The sequence below is a fragment of the Tistrella mobilis KA081020-065 genome (assembly GCF_000264455.2).
In the GTDB taxonomy this organism is placed as follows: domain Bacteria; phylum Pseudomonadota; class Alphaproteobacteria; order Tistrellales; family Tistrellaceae; genus Tistrella; species Tistrella mobilis.
In genome coordinates, this window is sequence record NC_017956.1 from 2,513,731 (window position 1) to 2,537,789 (window position 24,059).

23 protein-coding genes are annotated in these 24,059 nt (G+C 68.2%); 10 read left to right on the plus strand and 13 right to left on the minus strand.

What is annotated here, in order from left to right; translation table 11 throughout:
* Positions 1–18: 18 nt before the first annotated feature.
* The gene (locus tag TMO_RS11390) at positions 19–255 is read left to right on the plus strand and encodes a BolA family protein (RefSeq protein WP_014745777.1); all 237 of its coding nucleotides are present in this window, start codon (positions 19–21) and stop codon (positions 253–255) included.
* Positions 256–322: 67 nt separating this feature from the next.
* A complete protein-coding gene (grxD, locus tag TMO_RS11395) occupies positions 323–676 on the plus strand; it encodes a Grx4 family monothiol glutaredoxin (RefSeq protein WP_014745778.1) in 354 nt (117 codons plus the stop codon).
* Between the two features lie 81 nt (positions 677–757).
* On the opposite strand, the gene TMO_RS29410 is transcribed toward grxD, so the two are convergent.
* The 7 genes from TMO_RS29410 to TMO_RS11430 all read right to left on the minus strand — a co-directional run bounded on the left by TMO_RS29410 (position 758) and on the right by TMO_RS11430 (position 7,800).
* Positions 758–1,108 (minus strand): DUF3325 domain-containing protein, encoded by a 351-nt coding sequence (locus tag TMO_RS29410; RefSeq protein ID WP_014745779.1) that lies wholly within the window; start codon positions 1,106–1,108, stop codon positions 758–760.
* On the minus strand, positions 1,105–2,625 hold the full coding sequence (locus TMO_RS11405) for a PepSY-associated TM helix domain-containing protein (protein ID WP_187297772.1): 1,521 nt from the start codon (positions 2,623–2,625) through the stop codon (positions 1,105–1,107). The genes TMO_RS29410 and TMO_RS11405 overlap by 4 nt, the downstream gene beginning before the upstream one ends.
* A gap of 14 nt (positions 2,626–2,639) precedes the next feature.
* Positions 2,640–2,900: an iron transporter gene (locus tag TMO_RS11410; protein WP_145978118.1), complete on the minus strand. Its 261-nt coding sequence runs from the start codon at positions 2,898–2,900 to the stop codon at positions 2,640–2,642.
* Positions 2,897–5,392, minus strand: coding sequence for a TonB-dependent siderophore receptor (locus TMO_RS11415; protein WP_041604932.1), 2,496 nt, complete (start codon positions 5,390–5,392; stop codon positions 2,897–2,899). Before TMO_RS11415 ends, TMO_RS11410 begins: the two co-directional genes overlap by 4 nt.
* 138 nt (positions 5,393–5,530) lie before the next feature.
* Entirely contained in the window at positions 5,531–6,490 is a 960-nt protein-coding gene (locus tag TMO_RS11420; protein WP_081598879.1) for a FecR family protein, read from the minus strand.
* Positions 6,487–7,011 (minus strand): sigma-70 family RNA polymerase sigma factor, encoded by a 525-nt coding sequence (locus TMO_RS11425; protein WP_014745784.1) that lies wholly within the window; start codon positions 7,009–7,011, stop codon positions 6,487–6,489. The genes TMO_RS11420 and TMO_RS11425 overlap by 4 nt, the downstream gene beginning before the upstream one ends.
* A gap of 45 nt (positions 7,012–7,056) precedes the next feature.
* Positions 7,057–7,800 (minus strand): TetR/AcrR family transcriptional regulator, encoded by a 744-nt coding sequence (locus TMO_RS11430; RefSeq protein ID WP_014745785.1) that lies wholly within the window; start codon positions 7,798–7,800, stop codon positions 7,057–7,059.
* Positions 7,801–7,983: 183 nt separating this feature from the next.
* On the opposite strand from TMO_RS11430, the gene TMO_RS11435 reads away from it, so the two are divergent.
* The gene (locus TMO_RS11435; protein ID WP_014745786.1) at positions 7,984–9,396 is read left to right on the plus strand and encodes an amidohydrolase family protein; all 1,413 of its coding nucleotides are present in this window, start codon (positions 7,984–7,986) and stop codon (positions 9,394–9,396) included.
* Between the two features lie 72 nt (positions 9,397–9,468).
* On the opposite strand, the gene metC is transcribed toward TMO_RS11435, so the two are convergent.
* The gene (metC, locus tag TMO_RS11440) at positions 9,469–10,647 is read right to left on the minus strand and encodes a cystathionine beta-lyase (protein ID WP_014745787.1); all 1,179 of its coding nucleotides are present in this window, start codon (positions 10,645–10,647) and stop codon (positions 9,469–9,471) included.
* The gene (locus TMO_RS11445; RefSeq protein WP_081599012.1) at positions 10,648–12,339 is read right to left on the minus strand and encodes a rhodanese-like domain-containing protein; all 1,692 of its coding nucleotides are present in this window, start codon (positions 12,337–12,339) and stop codon (positions 10,648–10,650) included.
* Between the two features lie 679 nt (positions 12,340–13,018).
* Here TMO_RS11445 and TMO_RS11450 point away from each other — a divergent pair.
* On the plus strand, positions 13,019–13,864 hold the full coding sequence (locus TMO_RS11450) for a LysR substrate-binding domain-containing protein (RefSeq protein ID WP_014745789.1): 846 nt from the start codon (positions 13,019–13,021) through the stop codon (positions 13,862–13,864).
* 16 nt (positions 13,865–13,880) lie between these two features.
* Here TMO_RS11450 and TMO_RS11455 read toward each other — a convergent pair whose 3' ends face one another.
* From TMO_RS11455 to TMO_RS11470, 4 genes are all read right to left on the minus strand, one after another.
* On the minus strand, positions 13,881–15,398 hold the full coding sequence (locus TMO_RS11455) for a tripartite tricarboxylate transporter permease (RefSeq protein ID WP_014745790.1): 1,518 nt from the start codon (positions 15,396–15,398) through the stop codon (positions 13,881–13,883).
* 18 nt (positions 15,399–15,416) lie between these two features.
* A complete protein-coding gene (locus TMO_RS11460; protein ID WP_014745791.1) occupies positions 15,417–15,851 on the minus strand; it encodes a tripartite tricarboxylate transporter TctB family protein in 435 nt (144 codons plus the stop codon).
* Between the two features lie 176 nt (positions 15,852–16,027).
* Positions 16,028–16,987, minus strand: a complete 960-nt coding sequence (locus TMO_RS11465) for a tripartite tricarboxylate transporter substrate binding protein (RefSeq protein ID WP_014745792.1) — start codon at positions 16,985–16,987, stop codon at positions 16,028–16,030.
* Between the two features lie 549 nt (positions 16,988–17,536).
* Positions 17,537–18,067 carry a PaaI family thioesterase gene (locus TMO_RS11470; RefSeq protein WP_014745793.1) on the minus strand — a complete coding sequence of 177 codons (531 nt, stop codon included), beginning with the start codon at positions 18,065–18,067 and terminating at the stop codon, positions 17,537–17,539.
* 563 nt (positions 18,068–18,630) lie between these two features.
* Here TMO_RS11470 and ccoN point away from each other — a divergent pair.
* Genes ccoN through TMO_RS29415 form a run of 6 tightly spaced genes read left to right on the plus strand, consistent with a single transcriptional unit; the run spans position 18,631 to position 24,048 of the window.
* Positions 18,631–20,142, plus strand: coding sequence for a cytochrome-c oxidase, cbb3-type subunit I (ccoN, locus tag TMO_RS11475; RefSeq protein WP_081598881.1), 1,512 nt, complete (start codon positions 18,631–18,633; stop codon positions 20,140–20,142).
* Positions 20,143–20,159: 17 nt separating this feature from the next.
* Positions 20,160–20,921, plus strand: coding sequence for a cytochrome-c oxidase, cbb3-type subunit II (gene ccoO, locus TMO_RS11480; protein ID WP_014745795.1), 762 nt, complete (start codon positions 20,160–20,162; stop codon positions 20,919–20,921).
* Positions 20,918–21,085, plus strand: coding sequence for a cbb3-type cytochrome c oxidase subunit 3 (locus TMO_RS30405; protein ID WP_014745796.1), 168 nt, complete (start codon positions 20,918–20,920; stop codon positions 21,083–21,085). The genes ccoO and TMO_RS30405 overlap by 4 nt, the downstream gene beginning before the upstream one ends.
* The gene (gene ccoP / locus TMO_RS11485) at positions 21,072–21,941 is read left to right on the plus strand and encodes a cytochrome-c oxidase, cbb3-type subunit III (protein ID WP_014745797.1); all 870 of its coding nucleotides are present in this window, start codon (positions 21,072–21,074) and stop codon (positions 21,939–21,941) included. Before TMO_RS30405 ends, ccoP begins: the two co-directional genes overlap by 14 nt.
* On the plus strand, positions 21,938–23,518 hold the full coding sequence (locus TMO_RS11490; protein WP_014745798.1) for a 4Fe-4S dicluster domain-containing protein: 1,581 nt from the start codon (positions 21,938–21,940) through the stop codon (positions 23,516–23,518). The genes ccoP and TMO_RS11490 overlap by 4 nt, the downstream gene beginning before the upstream one ends.
* On the plus strand, positions 23,515–24,048 hold the full coding sequence (locus tag TMO_RS29415; protein WP_081598882.1) for a FixH family protein: 534 nt from the start codon (positions 23,515–23,517) through the stop codon (positions 24,046–24,048). The genes TMO_RS11490 and TMO_RS29415 overlap by 4 nt, the downstream gene beginning before the upstream one ends.
* The last annotated feature ends 11 nt before the right edge of the window (positions 24,049–24,059 follow it).

Sequence of the window (24,059 nt, forward strand, 5' to 3'; positions counted from 1 at the left end):
GTGACGGGAGAGACGCGGATGCCGATGGACCAGAACGAGATCGAGCGCCTGATCAAGGACGCCCTGCCGGATGCCGAGGTGCTGGTCGAAGACCTCGCCGGCGACGGCGATCATTATGCGGCGCGGGTGGTCTCTTCGGCCTTCAAGGGCAAGACGCGCGTGCAGCAGCACCAGATGGTCTATCAGGCGCTGCAGGGCCGCATGGGCGGCGTGCTCCATGCCCTTGCCCTCCAGACCTCCGCCCCCGCCGACTGAGGCGGGCCGCCGGCCGGGCCAGACGGCCGGCGTCCAGGAATGACAGCCTTTAAGGTCCGAGGATATCATGACCGACCAGTCCAATCCGGTTTTCGCCGAAATCCAGTCCCATATCGACGCCGAGCCCGTGGTGCTGTTCATGAAGGGCACCGCCGACCGGCCGATGTGCGGCTTCTCCGCCAAGGTGGTTCAGGTGCTGAACTACATGGGCGTGCCCTTCCGCGACGTGAACGTCCTGGCGGATGGCGGCATCCGCGAGGGCATCAAGCAGTATTCGAACTGGCCGACCATCCCGCAGCTCTATGTGAAGGGCGAGTTCGTGGGCGGCTGCGACATTGTCTCGGAAATGTTCGAGACCGGTGAACTCAGCGAATACCTGAACGGCCAGGGCATCGATGCCCGCCAGGTCGGCGTGCGCTGATCCTGTACTGACGACGTCTGACGACCGAACGGCCCGCCTCTTTCATGGAGAGGCGGGCCGTTTCACGTCCGGCATCCGGCGTCAGGCGAAGCCGAAGACCAGACCGCAAAGCCCGGCCACGAGGGCCAGCCACCCGCCCGCCACCACCCGCCCCGCCCAGGCCGGGCGCCAGGCGAAGAGGCCGGCGGTCAGCGGCGCGGCAAGGCCGGCCACGCCCGCGACCTCGACCAGGCCGCGGCCCCAGCCGTCGGTGAAGACGGCAAGGCCGGCCGCAATCAGGATCAGCCCCCAGCCTTCCAGGCGGCGCCGGACCGGCTGGCGGCGGATCATCGCGCCGCGGCCATGGGCCTGTTCGTGATGGCGCGGCATGGCCAGCGCCAGCGCGGTGGCGGCAGAGGTGCCGATGATCAGCAGCAGGAGCAGCGGGATCATGCCGCCCCTCCCTGCCGGCTGCGCACCCTGAGGATCATCGCCAACCGGCCGAGCGTGAGCGCGGTGACGAGGCAGGTGAGCTGCATGCCCCAGAACACCCGATCGCCGGCGGCCAGGGCGCTGAGCGGATCGCGGCCGGTGACGATCACATCCGCGACCGGCACCGCCGCCCAGAGAAGCGCGGCGGCCGCAACGGCGCGCATCCAGCCGATACCATCGGACCGCCAGGCCCCCGCCAGCAGAAAGGCCAGCCAGACCAGATAGAAGGCGGCCGGCTCCAGCTCCGCCCGGCCGGCGAGATCGGCCGGCAGCAGGCGGTTGGCCAGGAAGTGGCCGGCGATCGCGGCAGTCAGCCCGACCACGCAGCCGATGTTCAACGCATCGACCAGCCGGTGGCCGCGCGCGCGGCCGGCCGCACCGGCCTTAGGCCGGCGCTTCACCGACCAGAGCACCAGCCCGGTTGCGATCATCGCCGTGCCCGCAAGGCCGGCGGCGAAGAACAGCCAGCGCAGCGGCAGCCCGGCGAACCGTGCGAGATGCAGGCCGTAGAGCGTGTGATGGGTGGCGGCAACCGCCCCGCTTCGGCCGCGGCCGTCATCGATCAGCCGGCCGGTGGTGCCGTCGAAGACCAGCGCGTCCGGCAGGCGGGCAAGCTGGTCGGCATCCTGGGGGGTCAGGGTCAGCCGCGCCGCGGTCGTGCCCGGCCGCTCGACCTCGATCCGCCCGACCCGGATGTCGCGGCCATCGGCCGACCATGCAGCACCGGCCGCCGCCACCACCGGCCCCAGATCGGTGAGCGGCGCGGGCCCCGCCGGTCCGGCAGGCGCCGCCGCCACCGCGATCCCGTCCAGATCGGCGGCATAGTCCGCCCGGCCGCCCGGATAGCCGGTATCGACCGCCCAGGGCATATAGAGCAGCATCAGGGTGATCAGCCCGCTCCAGGTGATCATCAGATGGAAGGGCAGCGACATCACGCCCAGCAGGTTGTGACCGTCCAGCCAGGTCCGCTGGGCCGCGGCGCGGGGGCGGAAGGTGAAGGCGTCCTTGAAAATCCGCTTGTGGACGATCACCCCGGTCACGAGCGCCACCCCCATGATCATCGCGCAGATCCCGACCAGATAGCGGCCCGGGATCCGGCCCCAATCGGTCATGATCAGGGTGAAGTGGAGATAGAACAGGAAATCGCCGCCAGCGGTCTCGGGGCCGGCCTCGGGTGTGCCGGTGACAGGATCCAGCCTCCGGGCGACATAGCCGTGCGGCCGACCGGCGGCCACCTTCAGCACCGGTTCCCGCCCATCCGAGACATCGATCAGCCAGCTGACCGCATCGGGCGCTTCGGCCTGAAGCCATGCCGCCGCCAGGCGCGCCTGGGTCGGCTGATCGGGCCGCGTGATCGGCGCCAGCCGGTGCATCCAGGTCGAGATTTCCGGCCGGAAATAGCAGGCCGTGCCGGTCAGGAAGATCGCGAACAGCAGCCAGCCGACCACCAGCCCGGCCCAGGTATGAAGCCAGGACATCTTCTGACGGAAGCTCATCGCCAGCCCCCCGCCGCGGCGATCAACCCGGCCAGCACCGCCACCTCGGCCAGGGCGCGGCGGGGGTCGTCGACGGCGAACACCCGGATCACCACCGCCACCCAGACCAGGAAACTGCCCATGCTGCCGGCCAGCACCGTCTCGATCACCGGCCCCGGCAGCAGCCGGACGGCAAGGGTGGCGGCCAGCGCCGCCACCAGATAGCCGCCCGGCCCCGCCGCCAGCAGGCGCAACCCAACGCCCCGCATGGCGATCACCACTTGTACTTCAGGGTCCCCAGCACCGTGCGGCCCTGGCCCCAATAGCACTGCTTGTCGACCTCGCAGCCCGAGACATAGGTCTCGTCGAACAGGTTGGAGGCATTGACCGCCAGCTCGACGCCGGTGAGCGCCGGCGACGCCCGGCCAAGATCGTAGCTGACTGCCGCGTCATACAGGGTGTAGGACGGCACCTTCAGGGTGTTGGTGTCGTTGCCATAGGTGCTGCCGACATAGCGCACGCCGGCCCCCAGCCCCAGCCCCTCGGCGAAGCCAGCCTGGAAGGTGTAGCGGGTCCAGAGCGCCGCGGTCACCTCGGGCACCATGGTCGGGCGGTGGTGAAGATCCAGCTCGGTGCTCTTGGTCACCTCGCTGTCGAGCCAGGTGAACCCGGCCTGAACATCCCAGCCCGAGGCCAGGCTCGCCACCGCTTCGAGTTCAAGCCCCTTGTTCGTCACCTCGCCGATCTGGCGGTACCCCAGCCCCGACCCCAGAGACTTCGGAACATTGGTCTGCGTGATCTGGAAAACCGATGCGGTGAACATGGCATTCCAACCGGGCGGCTGATACTTCAGACCGGCTTCGTACTGGGTGCCGCGACTGGGTTTGAAGGCCGCGCCGGTCGGCGTGGTACCGCTCTGCGGCTCGAAGCTCTCCGAATAGCTGAGATAAGGGGTCAGCCCCATATCGAAGGCATAGCCGAGGCCGATGCGGCTGGTGAAAGCCTCATCATCCTGCGACGTCTCGCCGGGGGTGCGACGATCCTTGACCCGGCTGTCCGCCCGATCATAGCGACCACCGAGGTTGACGATCCAGCCGCCCATCCGGATCTGGTCCTGCGCATAGAGGCCCCACTGGTTGCGTCGCGTCTCAAGATTCTGATAGATCGGCGGCTCGCCCGCGAAGGTGGCATTGCCACCCTGGGGCAGCGTGATCGAACTCACCTGGGCAAAGCGCCGGATCGTGTCGCTGTCGTGGCGGCGGTATTCGAAGCCGGTCAGCAGGGTGTGGTCCAGCGGCCCCGTGGTGCCGTCGATCTGCACCTGGTTGTCGACCACATAGACGTCCGATGACTCGCGCGCCGCAAAGGCGTTGCGATCCAGCGTCACGCCATCCGACTGAAGTGCCCGGATATAGACGGTCGCGAAATCCAGCCGGTTGGCGATATAGCGGGCGTTCTGACGAAAGGTGATCGCATCGTCGAAGCGGTGCTCGAACTGGTAGCCCAGGGTATAGAGATCCCGGTCCCAATGGCCGTAATCGGTGTCGCCGGCATAGAAGCTGCGCGGCAGCTTGCCATAGGGCGCATCCTTCAGCGTGCCGACGATCGGCAGCATGTTGGAAAAGCCGCCGTCGACATCGTCGCGCTGCCAGCTGCCGAGCAGGGTGAGCGTGGTGTCGTCCCCGGCCCGCCAGGTCAGCGACGGGGCGATGGCGGTGCGCTCCTGATCGATGCCGTCGACCTGGTTGTCGCTTTCCATCATCAGGCCGGCCACCCGGAAGGCCAGCCGGCCGTCCTCGACCAGCCGGCCGCCGATATCGGCGCCGGCTTCATGGCGGCCGAAGCTGCCGCCGCGCAGCATCACCTCGTTCATCGCCTGGTCGGACGGGGTCTTGCTCACCCGGTTGACGATACCGCCCGGGGTGTTCTGGCCGTAGAGCACCGAGGCCGGGCCCTTCAGCACCTCGATCCGCTCGAACATATAGGGCTCGAAGCCGCCGACCGCGAAATTGGCGCCGCCGACCTTGATGCCGTCCAGATATTCGTTCGACGAGGCGCCATAGGTGCCATCACCACCGAAGCCGCGGACCTGGATATTGTCGCCGCCCGGCATGATACCGCCGGCACGGCCGCCGACGCGGACACCGGCGGTATAGGCCAGCGCCTCGCCCTCGGTGGTGACGGCGCGGGCCGACATCTGGTCGCGAGTGACGACCGACACCGATTGCGGGGTTTCCAGCAGCGGCGTGTCGGTCTTGGTCGCGGTCGCGGTACGGGTCGCGACATAGCCGGTCACGGGCCCCGTCGCCACTTCGGCCGTTCTGGCCGCGCCGACCTGAAGCGGGTCGAGCACGGTCGCCCCCTCGCCTGCCAGGCGCTGCAGCACCACCACCCCGTCGGGCGTGATCGACCCGGTAACCGGCGTGCCCGCCAGCAGCTGCGCCAGCCCCGCCGCCGGCGTCATCCGGCCCTTGAGGCCGCGGCTCTCAACGCCGCGGGTGACGGCGGTATCGGCAGAGACCTGCAACCCCGCCTGTCGGCCGAAGGCGCCGAGTGCGCCCGCCAGCGGCTGTTCCGGAATGTCGAAGCTGACCTCTGCCGAAAGATCGGCCGCCTCGGCCCGGGTGATCACCATACCGGCAACCAGCCCCGCGCTCCCCACAGCCATGGTTCCCGGAAGCGTCGCGACCGATGCCGCAACCATCGCTGCGACGCCCTGCGGCACCTTCCGGCGGCGCTGCTGCCCCTGGCCCATCCCCGTCTCCTTCATGTTCTGCCCGATCCGTTATGCGAGTGCTTCGCATTTTCAGGACAAACAGACGCGGAGCCGGGACGGATTTTCCGCAGGGACCGGCATTTTTCTGAGAAAAAGACGTCGCTTCTACCACAAGGGGTTGCGGGTTGGTATTCAGGCGCCGTCGAGGATGGTGAGCAGCGTCCCCACCCGGCGGATCCGCCCGCCATGGGCCCGCATCAGCGCCGAAAGCGCCGCCTGCGGATCGCGCAGGTCGTAAAGCCCCGTCACCTCGCGGTCGGCCAGGGCATCATCCGCCACGATGATCAGCCCGGGGGTATAGGCCCGCAGCCGGGCTACCACCTCGCCGACCGTCGCCCCGTCGACGAACAGCCGCCCGTCCTGCCAGAGCGCCACGGCATCGGGGGCGATACGGCCTCGGATCGGGGCGGAGCCATCGGTTGCAATCTCGACCATCTCTCCCGGGGAGAGCTGCACGGCCGAAACACCGGGACCCTCCACCCGGACGGTGCCGCTGCGGACGGCGACCGTCACCCGGTCGTCATCGCGGTCGACCTCGAACCCCGTACCGGTGACCGTGACCTGCACCCCGCCGGCCTGAACCACGAAGGGCCGGCCGGCATCGGAGACCACATCGAAGAAGGCCTCGCCGCGCCGCAGGATCACCCGCCGATGGTTGCCGTCCAGCTGCATATCGGCGGCCGAGAGCGGGGCCAGACGCATGCGGCTGCCATCGGCGAGCGTCACCAGCCGAAGCTCCCCCACCCCGGTCGCGGCATCCGCCGTCATCCGCAGGGCCAGCCCGGGCAGCAGCATCACCGCAAGACCGGCCGCGACCGCAAGACCGGTAAGCCCGGCTGCCCAGCGCCCACGCCGCGGCCGGCGGGTGACCACTCGCGGCGGCGGCGCCATCGCTGCCAGCCCCTCAGGCACCGCCAGCCAGCTGCGACGGACCTCGGCAAAGGCCGCGGCATGGGCGGGATCGGCCGCACACCAGGCCCGGAACGCCCGGCCGAGTGCCTGATCACCCGGTGCGGCTTCCAGCCGGACCAGCCAGTCCGCCGCCACAGCCAAAAGGTCCGCGGATGGTCTTGTGCCGGAGCGGGTGGTCATGCCCCGTCCTCGTCGCGCAGCGCCAGTGTCAGCTGAACGACCGCCCCCTGTACCAGCCGGTGGGCGGTGGTCACCGAGACACCCAGGTGATCGGCGATACCCTGCAGGTTGCAGCCGTCCACGCGGTGCATCTTCAACGCCACCCGCTCCCGCTCCGGCAGGCTGGCGAGCGCCGCGGCCATCCGCCGGGTCTCGTCCCGATCCAGCAGCCCCTGATCCGGGGCCGGCAGTTCGGCCGGGGCCAGCCAGTCGGGGCGGTGCTGCAGGCGGTTGCGATCCTCGGTCTGGCGTCTGCGGGTGACATCCAGCGCAAGGTTGCGGACGATGCGATAGAGATAGCCCACCGGCTGCGCCACCCGCCCGGCCGCCACCCCATCCGCGGCGCCGGGGGCGAAGCGGATATAGGCCTCCTGCACGACATCCTCGGCGCGCATGCGATCGCCCACGATCGGCGTCGCGTAATCCACGAGCGTCGCGCGGTGGTCGAGAAACAGTTTGAGCCTGGGATCGTCGTCGCGCACGGCGCCTGCATGCCTTCCGGGGCGGAAACCCGATGCGGTCGCATGCTAGTCGGATTGCGAACCGGTCGCAACAACAACACTCTCCCCCACGGGGCTCCGGGGTGCCAGCACCGCAGCGGCGCGGGCGATGCGCCCGGTCAGGTCATCCCGCCGCCCCGCCGGAACATAGCCGATCAGCGAGGTGGCGATGCCCAGATCGACGGCGGCGCCGAACTGGTCGTCGGCGACCTCTCCACCGGCCCAGAGTGCCGCGGCACCGCGGAACATGATCGCCAGCTGTTCGGGCAGGGCCCCGACCGCCAGCGGCCGCATGGCCGGATCGATGCCGTCATGATCGCCAAGCGCCAGGATCCACAGGGCCCGCGATCGCCGGCGGAATTCCTCGGGATCGCCGGCGCTGCCGCCACCGGCTGCGGGCCCGCCCGCCACCAGCGTGCCGATCAGATAGCGATGCACGGCCGGCCGCTCCAGCCAGACCGCGCAGCCCGCCTGCCCCATCATGAAGGTCCGGTCGATGGCATCGCCCGCACCCGCGGCGCTGTCCGCAACATAGCGATCGGTGATCGCGTCGAACATGCGCTGGGCCAGGCTGCGCAGAATGCCCGTCTTGCTGCCGAAATGGTTGAACGGGGTCGCGAAGCTGACCCCCGCCTCCTCGGACAGCGCGCGCATCGAGAAATCGGGCAGATCCCCGGCCAGAAGCAGCCGTTCCGCCGCGTTCAGGATTTCCTCCCGCGCGAAGGCCCGCTTGCGGTCCGCAAGCCGCATCTTGCCGGATGTCGCAGCCACCCTGCCCTCCCTTTCGGCCGGTCTCTCCATCCCCTGCTATGCACCATGGCGGTGACGCCGGCAAGGTGCGATCAGATTTATATATCGTGATATAAGAATCATATTGTGATTCAATTCATCCTCGCGCCATCATGCCTCCTGACCGGCCCCAGCAGAGCGCCGGCATACCAGGGAGGACATGAGATGACCGCAGAGAGACCGATCCTGATCCGCAACGCCCGGCTTCTGACCATGGCCGACGGCAGCGACGAGACGAGTGGTGACGTTCTGATCGCGGACGGGATGATCCAGGCCGTCGGCGGGCGGATCGATCATCCGGATGCGAAGATCGTCGACGCCGCAGGAGGCATCCTGATGCCCGGCTTCGTCGATACCCACCGCCATGTCTGGCAGACCCAGCTGCGCTCCGTCGCGGCGGACTGGTCGCTGTTCGACTATTTCGTCCGTATGCGGATGATCTATTCGGCGTTCTATGCGCCCGACGACGTCTGGTTGGGCAACCATATCGGCGCGCTGGAAGCGCTGCATGCCGGTGTCACCACCATGGTCGACCACTGCCACATCCTGAACAGCCCCGACCATGCCGATGCGGCGCTCAAAGGGCTGATCGATGCCGGCGGGCGGGGCGTCTTCTGCTACGGGCTGTTCGGCAATCCGCGCGGCCATGATCCGCTGGTGGCCGAGATTGCGCCGGACTGGCTTGCCGCCGATATCCGCCGGCTGCGGGCCGGCACGGATTTCTCGGGCCAGGACCGGATCCTGTTCGGCATGGCGCCCGCCGAGGCCGAGGCGACGCCCCTGCCTCATCTTCTGGGCGAGCTGCACCTTGCGCGCGAGCTTGGCGCCCACAGCATCTCTTTGCATGTCGCCATGGGCGGTTACGATCAGGGCCACCGCGTGGTGCAGCAGCTGGCCGATGCAGGCGCGCTCGGCCCCGATCTGCTGTTCGTGCATGGCGCCGCCCTGACCGCGGCTGAACAGTCGGCGATCGCCGAAGCCGGGGCCGGGCTGTCGGTGACGCCCGAGACCGAGATGCAGATGGGCATGGGCCATCCGCTGGCCTTCATCGCGCAGGCGGCCGGCATCCGCACCGGGCTCGGCATCGACATCGTCTCGAATTATGCCGGCGACATGTTCCGGCAGATGCGGCTGATGCTTCAGGCCGAGCGCGCCCGGCGCAATGCGGCACTGGAAGCCCGGGGCGGCGCACCGCGGCAGATCACCCCCACCGCCCGCGAGGTGCTGCGGATGGCGACCCTCGGCGGTGCCGAAGCCCTGCATCTGGAAGACCGCATCGGCTCGATCGCGCCGGGCAAGCGGGCGGATCTGATCCTGGTGCGCACCGACACCATCAACATGTGCCCGACGATCGATGCGGTGGCGGCGATCGTGCTGAATGCCGCACCGTCGGATATCGACATGGTCATGGTCGACGGCCGGGTCCTCAAGCGTGACGGCGCCCTGACCGGCATCGACTGGCCGGATCTGGCCGGCCGCCTTCAGGCATCCGCCATGCGGATCACTGCCGCGGCGGATCGGGTGGATCGCGGGCCGATCGAGGCGATGGCCGCGCCTCTTTTCGCCAACCTGACCTGACCCTGGACGTGACGACGGCCCGTCCCCATTCGGGGACGGGCCGTCGTCATCGTCTGAACCGATGCCGGATGATCAGCCGATCGCCGCCAGACCACGGGCGAGATCGGCTTCCAGATCGGCCGGGTTTTCCAGACCGATATGCAGGCGCACCGGCACGCCGGGCCCGGTCCAGCCGCGCACCGTCTCCGGGGCCTGCGGCAGAGCCAGGCTCTCGAACCCGCCCCAGGACGAGCCGATGCCGAACAGGCGGAGCGTGTCGACGAAGCGGTCGACCGCGCTCAGGTCGATGTCCGGGCGCATGCCGATGGTCACCAGCCCGTTGGACCCGCTGAAGTCGCGGCGCCAAAGATCATGGCGGGGATGGCTGTCCAGCGCCGGGTGCAGCACCCTCTCAACCAGGGGATGACCCTGGAGGAAGCGGGCGATACCGAGCGCGCTGGCCGCATGGATCGGCAGGCGCGCGGCAATCGTGCGCAGGCCGCGCAGGGTCAGCCAGGCATCATCCGGGCTGACGGTCTGGCCCATCACCACCTGCATCCGCCACAACTCGCGGCCCAGCTCGCCATTGGCGACCACGGCACCGATCATGACGTCGGAATGGCCGACGACATATTTGGTGCCGGCAATGACCGAGATGTCGGCACCGTGCAGAAGCGGCTTGTGCAGCAGGCCCGACGCCCAGGTGTTGTCGATCACCAGCAGGGCGTTGTGGTCATGGGCCAGCGTCGAGAGCGCCTTGACGTCGATCAGGTCATAGACCCACGAGCCGGGGTTCTCGGCATAGATCATCCGGGTGGCCGGGGTGATCTTCGCCGCCGCATCCTCGACCGTGCCGTCGAAATAGGTCGATGCGATACCGCGCGGCTCCAGGAATTTCGACCGGATGGCATGGACCTGCGGATAGACCGTGTTCTGGATCAGCACATGCGATCCGGGCAGCAGGCAGGTCAGCAGGACATGGGCGATGGCAGCCAGCCCTGTCGGGAAGAGCAGCGCCCGCTCCCCCCCTTCAAGGGCGGCCCAGGCCTCTTCCAGCGCATGATTGGTCGGCGTGCCGCGGGCACCATAGCTGAACACCCGGCTGCCATCCTCACGCCGCGCCTTGTTGGCGCGCATGGTGGCGATGTCCGGGGCGAGCACGGTGGAGGTGCGGACGACCGGCGGGCTCACCGGACGCACACCCTCCATCGGCTGGCTGCGACCCAGATGGATCAGCCGGGTCTCTTCAGACAGCTCACGATCCGCGCTCATTCACGCATTCCCTTCCTTGACGTCATGGCCGGCGCCGATGATGGCGAATCCGGCCCGCTCGCGATCGTCGAGCTTGGCCAGCAGCCCGGTTTCCCAGGCCAGATAGCGGCGCGCAGCCTCCAGATTGCCATCATGGCGATCATGGACGAAGAACAGGAAGTCGATGCAATCGGCCTCCGACGGTTCGTCCGGAGTTGCCACGACGTTGAAGCCCGCCGCTTTCCAGTCGGCGGCATCGGCGGTCGCAAGTCCCGCGACCTTGCGGCCGAGCCCGGCAAGATCGATAGCGGCGCAGCGCGCGATGCGCGGATCGGCCGCGATCAGCACGATGCGGGCATCGGCGGCCAGATCGGCCACGGCCGCGGCCAGCCGCGGACGGATCGCCCAGCGGGCCCCCTCGACATGGCCCTTTCGGAAGGCCATGCCCGGGCGGAGGTCGATCAGCGCCACCGGCGCGCCGCCATCGGCCTGCATAGCCGCAATCTCGGCCGGGCGCAGCACCACCAGCGCCGGCAGACGGCCCGCCGCCTCTTCGTGGCCAAGGCCAGAGGCGCCGATCCGGCCCCAGCCCGACCGGCCACCTTCCAGCACCGCCACATCCCAGCCCATGCGCTTCAGCCAGTTGGCCACGACCGCCGAGCGGATGCCGGTGTCGCAGGTCAGCACGACGCGGGCATTGCGCACGCCCAGCCACTGGTCCGAGGCCTGGATCAGCTGGCCGCCCGGCGCATGCAGGGCGCCGGGCGCATGATGCAGCTCGTATTCCTCGGGCGTGCGGACGTCGAGAAGATAGGTGGTGCGGCTGGCATCGCGCAGCCAGGCGCCGGCCACCTCGGGCGAGATGAAGGTGATGCCGTTGACCGCGGCGAAGCCCACCAGCCAGTCCGCGGCCTCGTCATTGCCGTCGACGGCTTCGGGATAGAGCCGGTCGCTGCCATGCTCCAGATCGAAACCGGCCAGGCGCCAGCCCTGGGTGCCGTTGCGCAGCGCCACCACCGGGTTGGGCACGCCGACATCGCGCAGCGTCTGGGCGCCGATGATGCTGCGGGTCCGGCCGGCGCAGTTGACCACGATCCGGGTCTTCGGGTCGGGTGCGATGCTGCGGATGCGGTGCACCAGCTCACCATTCGGGCAGCAGATCGCGCCCGGGATGTTCATCTTGCGGTATTCATCGACCGGACGGCCGTCGACCACCACCAGATCCTCGCCGCGCGCCAGTGCCGCCTGCAGCTCTTCGGCCGAGATCGAGGGGGTGTCGAGTTCGTGCTCGACCACTTCACCGAAGGTCTTGCTGACCACGTTCACGCCGGCGAACAGCTCGTAGCCGGCCGCGGCCCAGGCGGCGACGCCGCCATCCAGGACCAGAACGTTGCGATAGCCGATCGCCCGGGCGCGGGCGGCGGCACGCGCCGCCACGGTCGACAGGCCGTCGTCATAGACCACGACCCGCGCGGCCTTGTTCGGCACCAGCCGCTCGATGTCCAGCTCCAGCCGGCTATAGGGCAGCGGCACGGCATAGAACAGATGCGACCAGCCGTACTGGCCATGCTCGCGCACGTCGAGCAGCGCGATCTCGCCGCCGTCGTGAAGCGCCGCCTTCAGATGGGCGGCGGTGATCACGCCCTCGGCCGGGGTGTCGTCGACCGGCGCCGGCGGCACCGGGATCGAGCGGGTCGGCACGCCGAGGCCCATGGTCTTGCAGGTGCCGGCGGCCAGATCGAAGGTGGTGCGGCCCGACAGGGTCTCCAGCGCGCGGCCGTAGAAATGCAGATGGCGGATGATCTGCTCGCCCTCGATCACCACCGAATGGATGTCGTCGGGCAGAAGCGCCACGCCCCGGCCGGGGCCGACCTCGATCCGCCCGGCCTCGACCAGCGTCGCGTGGCCCGGCACGGTACCGTCATCGGTGCGCTGGTAAAGGCGGTTGACCTCGACCCCATCCACCGCAGCCACGCAGGCCCAGGTGGTGTGGTCGTGCGGGGGGATCAGCTTGCCCGGGCGCATCACGTTCAGATAGAGCGCGAAACCGTGATCGCTGTCCTCGCGGATCATGTAGCGGGCCTGACGCTCGCCCTCTTCCGGCGGCGGAAAATCCGCCTCGGACCAGAGTTCGGCACGGGCCGCCAGGGTCTTCAGGCGGTCCAGCACCTGGGCGAGAGCTGCCCGGGTCAGACCTTCGGCGGCCAGGATCTGGCGCGCTTCGGCCACCATCCCGTCGGCGAGAATCCGGCGACGATCGATCATCCGCGTATTCCTTCTTCCTTCCCGTTCAGCGCCCTGCCCGACAGGCAGTGCGTTGCATCTCTGCAGGCTAGCGCTAAACTCATTCCGAAAATAACGAGTTATCCCGCGATTCCCATCAGGAACGCTTATGATTAACTTCGACCTCGCCGCCCTTCGCACCCTGGTCGCGATCGCCGATCAGGAGACCTTCGCCCGCGCCGGCGAAACCGTGCACCGCACCCAGGCCGCCGTCAGCCAGCAGATGCGCCGGCTGGAGGATCAGCTCGGCCTGGCCCTGTTCGAACGCAGCGGCCGCACCAAGGAACTGACCCCCTCGGGCCGCAAGCTGGTCGACTATGCCCGGCGCATGCTGGCGCTTCAGGAAGAGACCCTGGCGGCGCTGCATGCGGTGACCACCGGCGGCCCGGTGCGTCTGGGATCGCCCGCCGACATCGCCGACACGGTGCTGCCCGAGATGCTGCGCCGCTTCGCGCGGGCGAACCCGGCCCTGTCGCTGGTGATCCATGTCGGCCGCAGCCCCGACCTGATGGAGCTGCTGAAGAAGGGCGCCATCGACCTCACCATCTCCACCCGCTTCGACGAAAGCCGGCGCCATTTCCTGCTCCGCACCTCGCCGGTGGTCTGGATCGCGGCCAACGACTTCCGGGTCGACCCGAACCGCCCCCTGCCGCTGGTGCTGGCCGACGAGCCCAGCATCTTCCGCAAGATCGCGCTCGCGGCACTGGAGCGGAGCGGCCGGACCTGGCACGAGCGGTATACCGCCCCGGGCCTCGCCGGCATCCGTGCGGCGGTGGCGGCCGGCCTCGGCATCACCGCCCGCAGCATCGAGGCGCTGACGCCCGAACTCCGGGTGGTGGGAGAGGCCGACGGGCTGCCGCCGCTCGGCAACATCCGCTACTACCTGTATCAGCGCGACGATGCGGTTTCAGAAGCGGCCAAGAACCTGTTCCGGTTGATGGCCGCCCGCGGCTGAGACCCCGGCCCGGATCTCAGGCCTTGCGGCGCCGCGTGATGCGGCCACCGATCAGCGGCCATGCCACAAAGGCGATCGCCGCCACCATCAGCACGCCCGAGATCGGCCGCTCGAAGAAGATCCAGGGCGAATTGCCCGAAAGCGACAGGCTCTGATAGAGCGAACGTTCGATGACCGGTTCCAGCACCACGCCCAGGATCAGCGGCGAGAGCGGGACATGGAGCTTGTTCATCAGGTAGCCGAAGATGCCGAAGCCCAGCGCCACGACCACGCCGAAGGTGCTGTTCGCGACCGAATAGGCGCCGGCGATGCAGAGCAGCGCCACCGCCGCCCCCAGCATGCCCTGCGGGATGCGGGCGACCAGCCCCGGGATGGCCCGGGCCATGGCGAGACCCAGCGGGAACATCAGGACGTTGGCCACCACGAAGGCCACGACGATCAGATAGGCGATGTCGGGGCTGTCGGTGAACAGCGACGGGCCGGGGCGCAGACCCTGGATCAGCAGCGCGCCCAGGAACAGCGCCGAGGTGGAGTTGCCGGGGATGCCGAGCGAAAGCAGCGGCACCATCGAGCTTGCGACCACCGAGTTATTGGCCGCCTCCGGCGCCGCAACGCCTTCCGGCAGGCCGGTGCCGGCCTCAGGCCCGAAGCGGCGGGCGACGCGGCCATAGGCCATGTAGATCGCCATCAGCATGCCGGCGCCGGGCAGGATGCCGATCACATTGCCGATCGCCGAGGCCTGAACCCAGGTCGGCAGCAGGCGACGGATCATCGAGGCCGGCAGCAGCAGGTCGCGGAAGCGGACACCGGCGGTGGCCACCTCGGCCGCCTTGGCCGAGGCCGGGTTGCGGCGGCGCACCCAGGCTTCCTCTGCCATGTCGAGCAGGCTGGCGATGCCGAACAGGCCGATCAGCATCGGCACCAGCGGCAGGCCGTCATACAGCCAGGGCTCGTCGAAGGTGAAGCGCGGATAGCCGCTCTGCGGGCTGAAACCGATCGTGGCGATCAGCAGGCCGAGCACGCAGGCGATGGTGCTGCGCACCGCATTGCCGGTCGCCATGCCGATGACGGTCGACAGGCCGAGCAGCGCCAGCGCGAAATACTCCGGCGGGCCGAAGCGCAGCGCCTGTTCGGCAAGGAAAGGCGCACACAGCAGCAGGACCAGCGCGCTGGTGATGCCGCCGAAGACCGAGCTGTAGGTGGCGATGCCCAGCGCCAGACCGCCCTGCCCCTTGCGGGCCATGGCATTGCCGTCGATCGCCGTCACCACCGATGACGCAGTGCCGGGGATCTTGAGCAGGATGGCCGGAAAGGAGCCGCCGAAACAGGCCGAGCAGTAGATGCCGACCAGCAGCGGAAAGGCGAGGTCGCCCGGCATGGCGAAAGTGATCGGCACCAGCACCGCCAGCGTGATGCTGTCGTTCAGCCCCGGCATGGCACCGACCACCAGGCCGATGATCACGCCGAAGACCAGGAAGCCGAAGACCGCGGGCTCTGCCAGATGCAGCAGGGCGGGAAGGATCTGATCGATCATGTGCAGGGGCCTCCCGGGTCAGCCGGTGATCGAGGGCAACGGCACGCCAAGCAGCACACCGAAGACCAGACGGATCGCCGCGGTGAAAACGATCGCGGTCACCACCAGACGGATCGACAGCGGGTCGCCCAGCAGCCGCGCGATCACGATGAACAGGATGAAGGCCGGAAGCTCGAAGCCCGCAGGCTCGACCGCCAGGATCACCAGCCCGATGCCGAGGGCGATGGCGGCCGGCAGGATCTGCTGGCGGAGCACGAAGTCCGAGGCCTTGCGGCCGGCCTGTGGCACGAAGAGCAGCAGCCCGCAGACCGCAAGGATGCCGGCGAAAAGCTCAGGCGCCAGTGCCGCGATCGAATCGTAGCCGGATGTCTCGAAAAAGACGAAAGCCGCAAGTGCCAGCGAAGCGGCACCGAGGCAGATCTCGGGCAGTCTGCTGCCCGATGCTCGTGGCATGACGCCGTGTCCCTGCTGAAGTCGGGGTGCGCGGGATCACCGGAAGTGGCGATCGCCCGGGAAAGAGGTGGTGCGACCGGCGGGCCGCGGGGGGACGGGGATCTCCGCGAAGGGAGGGGCCTCGGAGATCCCCTGGGGGGAGGTGGCGCCGCCGGTCACACCGTCTGGGCCGGAGATTATTCCGGCTTCTTCAGCGTGGGGAGGATTTCCTCCATCACCACGGCGACCTTGTCGACATAGGTCGAGAAGGCATCCGGGCCACGATAGGCGATCGGGTAGCCGCCCTTGTTCATGCCTTCGACGAAGCGGGGATCGGCCACCACCTTCTCAAGGGCCGCGGCCAGCTTGTCGACCACCTCGCGCGGGGTCTCGGCCGGCACGGCCAGGCCGCGGAAGGTCGCCATGTGATCCAGCGCCGGCAGGCCGACCTCGGCCAGCGTCGGCACGTCGGGCATGGCGGGCACGCGCTCTTCCGACATCACGCCCAGGATCTTGATCCGGCCGTCCTTGGCATTGCTCAGCGCCTCGCCCATCGAGACGAAGGCGGCATCCACATGACCGCCCATCACCTGCTGGAACTGCATGGCGGCGCTCTCGTTGTGGATGTAGTTGAACTGCGCGCCGGCTTCCTTCGCGAGCACCAGGGCCGCGATGTGATGCGAGGTGGAATGGCCCGGGGTCGCGATGCTGACCGCACCCGACTTCGACGCCTTCACCAGATCGGCCACATTCGCAAAAGCCGAGTCCGACGGCGCGATCACCACCTCGGGATCCAGGCAGTACATCGCCAGCGTCTGGAACGACTTGTAGGTGTAGGGGGTCTTCTTGACGATCGGGTTGTTGATCACCGACGAGGTATAGGCGAGCACGGTGTAGCCGTCGGGCTTCGCCCGCGCCACATAGCTCTGGCCGACGACGGCGCCGCCGCCGGGCATGTTCTCGACGATGATCTTCTGGCCGCCCAGATAGTCCGAGCCGACCTCGGCGATCAGACGGCTGGTGAAGTCGACGGCACCGCCGGGCGAGAACGGCACGATGATCCGCACGTTCTTCTCGGGGAACTCCGCCTTGGCGGCACCGCCGAGACCGAGGGCCAGCACGCCGCCCAGAACGGCGGTCGCCAGGAATTTCTTCATCTCTCTGCCTTCCCTGTGAGCGTCCCGGGGACGGCCTGATCTGCATCCCCGCTTCCCCGGGGGATGCGACGTCTGCCGGGGGTCGGGGAGATCCTATGCCGTTCGCAGCGTCAGAAAAAATTCAAAAAAACACGGAATCAATAAGCTTTCATGATGATTTATCCACCGAATACCCTCAGGTTGTGACATGTCGGGAGAAGTTTCCCCTGAGGATACGGACAATACCGCGCCCGATGATGCGCCTCACCGTGCAATCGCATGTCGAATATCCATCGGCCATCGAGCAGAACCGATACAATATGGTTGTATTACTTTCATGTGTAGCGGAAGCATACCCGCCCCCTCAGACAACCGTTTCATACAACCATTAGTAAATTTTCTAAGCTTTTCCCCAATCCCTTACTTGACGCTCCGGTGCCGAAACCGCATCCTCGGTCGGGACGGCAGGGAGGGATGACGACACGCCTTGTCCGTCGACTGGGTAACCGGCTTGACTTGGGCGGGCCCCGTCTCGGACGGGTGCCCGCCATTTTTCGTCACCGATACCCCTCATCCGCCCCGAGGGTCTTCCTGAGACACAGTGTGGGTCGCCGCCGCGGCGGGGCTCTCACGGCCCTCTATGACGGCAATACTGGCCCGGCCGGTCGCCACCAGTCTGGGCGTGCCGTCTTCCGTCAGCACGTGAACGCGCGCTTCCACGGCGGTCAGCCGACGGCCCGGTTTCACCACCCGGGCATCCGCCACCAGCCGGCCGCCGGCCGCGGCGGCCAGCAGCGAGACGCCGAAATCCGCCGTCATCACCCCATGGCCCAGAGGCACCAGCGTGGCGGCGGCACAGGCGCAGGCATTGTCGATCAGATAGCCGATCACCCCACCATGGAACACGCCGTGGTTCTGCATCAGCTCGGGCCGGGCGGCGATTTCGATGCGGCAGCGGCCGCTGCCGAGGGCTGTGAGTTCCGCGCCCAGATGCGCGGTGAAGCCCTGTGCCGCCACACCGGCGCGGACACGCTTTTCCTGGATGTCGGGCAGGGGGGCGTCCGGCAGGGCAGCCCAGGGGTTGAAGCCATCGGTGGTCATCGGGCGCAGCTCTCCTTGGTCGGCGGGGCGGCTTCGTCCGGCCGCTTCCGCATATGGCGATCACTCCGGCCCTCAGATTAACCCGAACGGGATCCGCCGTCCGGCGGCATGCGCGCTCCCGTGCGACAGAATGCCGCCGCGACAGTCTGTCGATTGCATGCGCGGTCACGCATCCGCGATAGTCCGCGCCATGGCGCGATGCAGCAAAACAGCCCGATCACGGGCGCACCGTCGGTTCGGTTCCAGCCCCATCACGACTGCGGTCGTGGTGGCTCTTTGTGCTGGGCCGATGACGGATCTGCATGCGCAGGCAGGATCGTCTCCACATTCGGGACCCGCCCTGCCGCATCGCCACATCCCAAAGCTGCCGGCCATGACGCGGCCCTTGTCGTCGCGCATGACCAGAACGACGGCACCCAAGAAATACCGTGAGGTCATGAGATGGCTTCTTCCATCAGCGTCGGCGATTGCCGCCCGACAGCATCACCATGTCGTCAGGCACAAGAGATTCTGATGTCGACATCAGAAGAATCCGGCCATCTCTCGATGCAGGGGCATTCGGAATGACTGCGACGACAGCCGTGGCGGGCCATGCCCCCGCCATATCCACGCCGGTGAGCAGTGCCACCATCGCCGGCTATAACGAAGCGGTGGTCCGCCGCTTCGCCATCGCCACCGTGTTCTGGGCGGTGTTCGGCTTTGCCGCCGGCACCTGGGTGGCCCTGTTGCTGGCCTTCCCCGAGCTGAACATGGGGCTGGAAGGCAGCTTCGGCCGCCTGCGCCCGGTGCACACCACCGCGGTCGTGATCGCCTTTGCCGGCAATGCGCTGTTCACCACCTCGTTCTATGTTGTGCAGCGCACCTGCCGCACCGGCCTCTGGGGCGGTCCGCGGCTGGCGAATTTCGTGTTCTGGGGCTTCCAGGCCTTCCTGGTCATGGCCATCGTGGGCTATGTGCTGGGCGTTACCCAGAGCCGCGAATATGCCGAGCCGGAATGGTATGCCGACATCTGGCTGACCATCGTCTGGCTGGCCTATATGGCGATCTTCGTCGGTACGCTGGCACGCCGGAAGGAGCCGCATATCTACGTCGCCAACTGGTTCTTCCTGGCCTACATCATCACCGTCGCGGTGCTGCATGTGGTGAACAACCTGGCGATGCCGGTGTCGTTCGTCGGCGCCAAGAGCTATTCGAACTTCTCGGGCGTGCAGGACGCGCTGATCCAGTGGTGGTACGGCCATAACATGGTCGGCTTCCTGCTCACCGCCGGCTTCATCGGCGCGATGTATTATTTCGTGCCCAAGCAGGCGGAGCGGCCGATCTATTCCTACCGGCTGTCGATCGTCCATTTCTGGGCGCTGATCTTCCTCTATATCTGGGCCGGGCCGCACCACCTGCACTACACCGCCCTGCCCGACTGGGCGCAGACGCTGGGTGCCGCTTTCTCGATCATGCTGTGGATGCCGTCCTGGGGCGGCATGATCAACGGCATCATGACGCTGTCGGGCGCCTGGGGCCGCCTGCGCACCGATCCGATCATGCGCTTCCTGGTCGTGGCCGTGGCCTTCTATGGCATGGCGACCTTCGAAGGCCCGTTGATGGCGCTGAAGCCGGTCAATGCGCTCAGCCATTATACCGACTGGACGGTCGGGCATGTCCATTCGGGCGCCCTCGGCTGGGTCGCCTTCATGACCTTCGGCGCCTTCTACTATCTGGTGCCGCGGCTCTGGCGCCGGCCGCTCTGGTCGATGCGGCTGGTGGAGTGGCATTTCTGGATCGCCTCTCTCGCCATCGTGCTCTACATCACCGCGATGTGGGTCTCGGGCATCGCCCAGGGCCTGATGTGGCGCGCCTATGACGAGTTCGGCTTCCTGCGCTACAGCTTCGCCGACAGCGTCGCCATGCTGCACCCCTATTACGTCACCCGCGCGCTGGGTGGGGTGCTCTATCTGACCGGCGGGCTGATGTTCGCCTTCAACATCTTCATGACCATCCGCCAGCCCGCCCCGGCAACCCTGCCGGGTGCGCGCGATGCCGCGCCTGCGCGTGGCGCCGCGCCGGCTGCGGGTTCCTGAGGCGGAGGGTCGGAGACATGCCCCGTTTCAATCACGCCCGCATCGAACGCAGCACCTCGCTGCTGTTCATCCTGACGCTGATGGTCATCTCGATCGGCGGCCTGGTCGAAATCGTGCCGCTGTTCAAGGTGGAAAGCACGGTCAAGCCGGTCGAAGGGGTCCGCCCCTATACGCCGCTGGAGCAGATGGGTCGCAACATCTACACCCGCGAGGGCTGCTATACCTGCCACAGCCAGATGATCCGGCCGTTCCGCGACGAGGTGGAGCGCTACGGCCATTACTCGATCGCGGCCGAAAGCATGTACGACCATCCCTTCCTCTGGGGGTCGAAGCGCACCGGCCCCGATCTCGCCCGGGTCGGTCTCAAATACTCCAATGAATGGCAGGTGGCGCATCTGGTCGATCCGCGCAGCGTCGTGCCGGTCTCGATCATGCCCTCTTACGCCGCTCTGCTGGACCGCGACCTGGACGTCTCGGAGGTCTCGGAACATCTGCGCGCGCTGCGGGCCGTGGGTGTTCCCTACAGCCAGGAGATGATCGCCCGCGCCGAAGCCGATCTCACCGCCCAGGCAAATGGCACCGATCCGGAAGAGATGCAGCGCCGCTATCCGGGCGCGAAGGTCGGCGACTATGACGGCCAGCCCGACCGGATCACCGAAATGGATGCGCTGGTCGCCTATCTGCAGGTGCTGGGCACCATGGTCGACTTCACCGATGTCCGGCTGGAAAGCGGCATCGGTGCCGGCATCGCCGGCTCGAAAGTGGAGGGCGGACAGTGATCGATGCGCTGAGTGCCCTTGTCTACAAGTACTGGCTGGTCGCGGCGGTCGTGCTGTTCGCGCTGATCCTGCTGCGTACCTTCCGGCCTTCATCGCGTGAGCAGATGAAGGCGCATGCCAACATCCCCTTCCTGATCAAGGACGAAGACGATGGCCGCGCCTGAACGTGATGATCTGACCGGCCGCTACACCACCGGCCATGAATGGGACGGCATCAAAGAGCTGTCGACCCCGATCCCGGGCTGGTGGGTCGGCGTCTTCCTGATCTCGATCGCGGTCGCCCTGCTCTACATGGTGCTCTACCCGTCCTTCGCGTCGACCGAGCGCTATTACGAGGGCGCGCTGAAATACAGCAGCACCGAAGAGCTGCGCAAGGAGGTGGTGGCCGCCCGCGCGGCCCAGGCCCCCATGCGCAACGCCCTGGTCGAAACCCCGCTTGAGGAGATCGAGGCCGACGACGCGCTCCGCCGCTTTGCCACCACCGGCGGCCAGGCGGCCTTCAACGAGAACTGTGCCGCCTGCCATGGCGTGGGTGCCGGCGGCCAGATCGGCCAGTTCCCGGCCCTGGTCGACGACGACTGGATCTGGGGCGGCAGGATCGCCGACATCCGCCAGACCATCCTCTACGGCATCCGGTCGGCCCATCCCGACACACGCCAGTCGCTGATGCCGGTTTTCGGCCAGATCCTGACGCCCGAGCAGATCAGCCAGACGGCCGCCTATGTGAAGGCCCTGTCGGATCCGGCCGCGGATGCCACGCGCAGCGCCATGCCGGGTGCCCCCCTGTTCGCGGCCAACTGCGCCTCGTGCCACGGGGCCGAGGGCCAGGGCGGCCGTGATTTCGGTGCGCCACGGCTGAACGACGCGATCTGGCTCTATGGCAGCAGCCAGGAGGCGATCGAGCGGCAGATCGCCAATCCGCGCATGGGCGTGATGCCGGCCTTCGGCGACCGGCTGGACGAATCGACCGTGCGGATGATCGCGGTCTATGTCCACACGCTCGGGGGTGGCGAGAAATGACCGCAGGATCCGGCATCACGCATGCATCGGTGGCCGCCACCGATGCCGCGGCCGCAACGGACCGGCCGGGGCGTGCAGCCCCGGCCGCCCGCCGGCCGCGGCGCAAACCCCATCTGCCCCAGCCGGTGCGCGGCCATTTCCGCCGCCTGAAGACCCGGCTGACCGTGGTCTTCCTGGGCATTCTGTTCCTGGTGCCGTGGATCCGCTGGGATCGCGGGCCCGGCCTGCCCGATCAGGCGGTGTTGTTCGACCTGCCCGGCCGGCGGCTGTTCGCCTTCGGCCTGGAACTCTGGCCGCAGGATCTGCCGATCGCGGTGGGGCTGATGGTCGCCGGCGCCTTCGGCCTGTTCTATGCCACCAGCCTGTCGGGCCGGGTCTGGTGCGGATTTTCCTGCCCGCAGACGGTCTGGACCGACATCTTCGGCGGCGTGCGCCGGCTGGCGCACCGGATCGCGAAGGGCAACGAAGCCGCGATCGGGCCGCTGACCGGCGCCATGAGCGCCGCCGTCGCCATCCTGACCGGCCTGGGCTTCGCCCAGTGGTTCGTCGACGCCCCGGGCCTGGCCGGCCGTTTCCTGGGCGGCGGCCTGCCCGGCGCCGTCTATGGCGCGGTCTTCCTGATCGCGCTGTTCACCTATGTGCTGGGCGCCCATGCGCGAGAGCGGGTCTGCCTGCACATGTGCCCCTGGCCGCGGTTTCAGGCCGCCCTGCTCGACCGCGACAGCCTGGTCGTGACCTATCGCCGGACCCGCGGCGAGCCGCGCGCCCGCAAGCGGGTGGCGCTGCGTCCCGAGCTGCTGGCGACGCCCTTGCCCGCGCCCGCGACCGATACGCCGCAAGCCTTCGCCTTTGCCGCCGACGGATCGGTCGGCCTGGCGCCCGACGCGACCATGGCCGCGACACCGGCCGGCCGCGGCGACTGCATCGATTGCGGCCGCTGTGTTCAGGTCTGCCCCACCGGCATCGACATCCGCGACGGGTTGCAGATGGGCTGCATCGGTTGCGGGCTGTGCATCGATGCCTGCGATGAGGTGATGACGAAGATCGACCGGCCGACCGGGCTGATCCGGTTCGATGCCGAAGAGGCCGACCCGACACCGATGGCCCCGCCGGCCCGCATCGGCTTCTTCCGGCCCAAGGCGATGATCTTCGGCGGCGCGATGATCGTGGCGCTGGCGGCGGTCAGCTTCGGCGTGGCGAACATCACCGACGTCCAGGTCGATGTCGAGCCGCAGAACACGCCGCGCTATGTGCTGCTGTCGGATGGCAGCGTGCGTAACGACTACACCGTCCGCCTGTCGCACCGCCTGCCCCGGCTGGATGGGGTGACCGCCTCGGTCGAGGGCATGCCCGAGGCGACGCTCCGCTTCACCAGCGGCGACGGTGGCGATGCGGCGGAGATGACGGTGGGTGGCCAGCGCAGCGCCGCGAACCGGCTGCTGGTGATCCAGCCGCCGCTGCGTGGCGAGGCCCTGCCCCCGGCCGGGCCGCACCCGATCGTGCTGGTCTTCCACGACACGGCGACGGGCGCGGAACTCGCCCGGGTCGACACCCGCTTCTGGGAGCCGGAGAGATGACGTCCCCCCGCCACGGCTCACGACGGTACACCGTCCCCTCGGACCCGCCGCCCCGGCCGTCGGATCGCTGGATCCCGCGGGCGATCGTGGGCTTCTTCCTGGTGCTGGGTTCGGTCCAGGCCGGTTTCGTGACGCTGGCCTATGACAGCTTCACCGGCCTGGTCACCGAAGATCCCTATGCCACCGGCATCGAATACGACCGGGTGCTGAAAGAGCGCGAGACCGAAGCCGCCCTCGGCTGGCAGGTGGATGCCGTCTTCGAGCCGGGCGATGCCCCCCGCACCGGCCGGCTGGTGGTCCAGGTGACCGATGCCGGCGGGCAGCCGCTCGATGATGTGGTCGTCCAGGGCGAGGCGGAGCATACCGGCCGGATCCCGCAGCTCCTGCCCGTCAGCTTCACCCCCGCCGGGTCCGACAGGCTGGTCGGCACGCTCGACTTCCCCAATGGCGGCAACTGGTTCATCCGCCTGAAGGTCACGCAGGGGGATGAGGGGGTGCGACGTCTCGTCGAATTGCCGGTGATCCGCTGACCGGCTATCTC

What these genes read in the sequence shown, in the direction of transcription:
- TMO_RS29415 (WP_081598882.1), top strand. Translation starts at nt 23,515, where the DNA reads ATGACGTCCCCCCGCCACGGCTCACGACGGTACACCGTCCCCTCGGAC.
- TMO_RS11465 (WP_014745792.1), bottom strand. Translation starts at nt 16,987, where the DNA reads ATGAAGAAATTCCTGGCGACCGCCGTTCTGGGCGGCGTGCTGGCCCTC.
- TMO_RS11490 (WP_014745798.1), top strand. Translation starts at nt 21,938, where the DNA reads ATGACCGCAGGATCCGGCATCACGCATGCATCGGTGGCCGCCACCGAT.
- ccoP (WP_014745797.1), top strand. Translation starts at nt 21,072, where the DNA reads ATGGCCGCGCCTGAACGTGATGATCTGACCGGCCGCTACACCACCGGC.
- TMO_RS11445 (WP_081599012.1), bottom strand. Translation starts at nt 12,339, where the DNA reads ATGGGCCTCGGCGTGCCGACCCGCTCGATCCCGGTGCCGCCGGCGCCG.
- ccoO (WP_014745795.1), top strand. Translation starts at nt 20,160, where the DNA reads ATGCCCCGTTTCAATCACGCCCGCATCGAACGCAGCACCTCGCTGCTG.
- TMO_RS11415 (WP_041604932.1), bottom strand. Translation starts at nt 5,392, where the DNA reads ATGAAGGAGACGGGGATGGGCCAGGGGCAGCAGCGCCGCCGGAAGGTG.
- TMO_RS11455 (WP_014745790.1), bottom strand. Translation starts at nt 15,398, where the DNA reads ATGATCGATCAGATCCTTCCCGCCCTGCTGCATCTGGCAGAGCCCGCG.
- metC (WP_014745787.1), bottom strand. Translation starts at nt 10,647, where the DNA reads ATGAGCGCGGATCGTGAGCTGTCTGAAGAGACCCGGCTGATCCATCTG.
- TMO_RS11460 (WP_014745791.1), bottom strand. Translation starts at nt 15,851, where the DNA reads ATGCCACGAGCATCGGGCAGCAGACTGCCCGAGATCTGCCTCGGTGCC.
- TMO_RS11450 (WP_014745789.1), top strand. Translation starts at nt 13,019, where the DNA reads ATGATTAACTTCGACCTCGCCGCCCTTCGCACCCTGGTCGCGATCGCC.
- TMO_RS11435 (WP_014745786.1), top strand. Translation starts at nt 7,984, where the DNA reads ATGACCGCAGAGAGACCGATCCTGATCCGCAACGCCCGGCTTCTGACC.
- ccoN (WP_081598881.1), top strand. Translation starts at nt 18,631, where the DNA reads ATGACTGCGACGACAGCCGTGGCGGGCCATGCCCCCGCCATATCCACG.
- TMO_RS29410 (WP_014745779.1), bottom strand. Translation starts at nt 1,108, where the DNA reads ATGATCCCGCTGCTCCTGCTGCTGATCATCGGCACCTCTGCCGCCACC.
- TMO_RS11390 (WP_014745777.1), top strand. Translation starts at nt 19, where the DNA reads ATGCCGATGGACCAGAACGAGATCGAGCGCCTGATCAAGGACGCCCTG.
- TMO_RS11470 (WP_014745793.1), bottom strand. Translation starts at nt 18,067, where the DNA reads ATGACCACCGATGGCTTCAACCCCTGGGCTGCCCTGCCGGACGCCCCC.
- TMO_RS11420 (WP_081598879.1), bottom strand. Translation starts at nt 6,490, where the DNA reads ATGACCACCCGCTCCGGCACAAGACCATCCGCGGACCTTTTGGCTGTG.
- TMO_RS11405 (WP_187297772.1), bottom strand. Translation starts at nt 2,625, where the DNA reads ATGTCCTGGCTTCATACCTGGGCCGGGCTGGTGGTCGGCTGGCTGCTG.
- grxD (WP_014745778.1), top strand. Translation starts at nt 323, where the DNA reads ATGACCGACCAGTCCAATCCGGTTTTCGCCGAAATCCAGTCCCATATC.